General features: G+C 74.6%; 1 protein-coding gene. It reads left to right on the forward strand.

Annotated features, from left to right (window positions below; all coding sequences use genetic code 11):
* Positions 1 to 1,171 (forward strand): tetratricopeptide repeat protein (locus AC2W7M_RS25940; protein WP_486136018.1); only part of this gene is annotated, 1,171 nt, incomplete at both ends.

Raw genomic sequence — 1,171 nt, forward strand, 5'->3', positions numbered from 1 at the left:
CGCCCCCCTGCGCGCCGACGACCAGCGCGTGATGCTGCCGGTGATGGAGGTCGCCGCCTTCGAGGCGGCCGGCGTCGAGCCGCCGGCGCGCGGCATCCTGCGCGCCTTCGAGGAGCGCCTCGGTGACGCGCTGGCCCAGTTCGACTTCATCACCGTGCGCGAAACGATGCCGACCGAGCTCACCGCCCCGGTCGCCTGCGGCAGCCACGGGCGCTCGCGGTTCGGTCTGGGCACGGTGGCCGAAGGCCATGCGGACGGCACCTTCTCCCTGCTGCTGCGCGTCACCGACCGCTGCGCGGGCGTCATCCTGTGGTCCCGCGCGGTGGAGGGCCTGAGGAGCGACGACGACATCGCCGCCAGCGCCCGGCGCATGGTGCGCGCGGTATCCGGCGCACTGCTGGAGGCGCAGGGCGTTGTCACGGCGCGCGCGCTCGCCACGGTGCGCGCGGAAGCGCCGCAGTCGGCCTATGGCTGTGTCGCCCGGGCGTTCGGCCTGCTCTCCCGGACCGGCGGCGAGAGCCCCGCCGCCGTGCGGGCATGCCTCGACGGTCTGACCCGGCAATTGCCCGGCTTTGCCATGGGCCACGCGCTCAAGGCCATGGCCCTGCTGGCCGAGGCCACCGGCGAATCGGGATATGACCCGACGCCCGGGCGGGCCGCGCAGATGCTGGCTTCGGCGGAACGCGCGGTGGAGCTCGCCCCCGCCAGCGCCTATGCCGCGCGCACCCTCGCGCTGGTGCAGGCCTTTCTCGGCGAGTATCGCGCCGCGGTGGACACCGCCACCCGAGCGCTCCAGCTCAACCCGCACGACGCGACCGTCGCTGCCGGCGTGGGCATGGTCTACATCGCCGCGGGCCGCGTGGCGGAGGGCGAGGAACTGCTGGCGAATGCCGAGGCGGACGGCGCCCAGGCCGGCCCCCTCAAGGACACCTATCTTGCCCTCGCCGCCTTCCTGCGTGCCGACGAGGCCACCGCTTTGGCACTCCTGCCGCAGCTGGAGATGCACCCGAGCCGCGAGAACGCGCTTGCTTTGGCGCTCGCCCTGAATGCGCTGCACCGTCCCGGCGAAGAGCGCCGCGCGGTCGCCGCCCTGGCCAACGACGTTGCCGGCGGCGCCGATGCCATCCGCCGCATGGTGCACCGCCTGCTGCCGGCGCCGGGCCTCGCCGAA

This window comes from Xanthobacter sp. BG11Y11_SDJG (genome assembly GCF_057364445.1).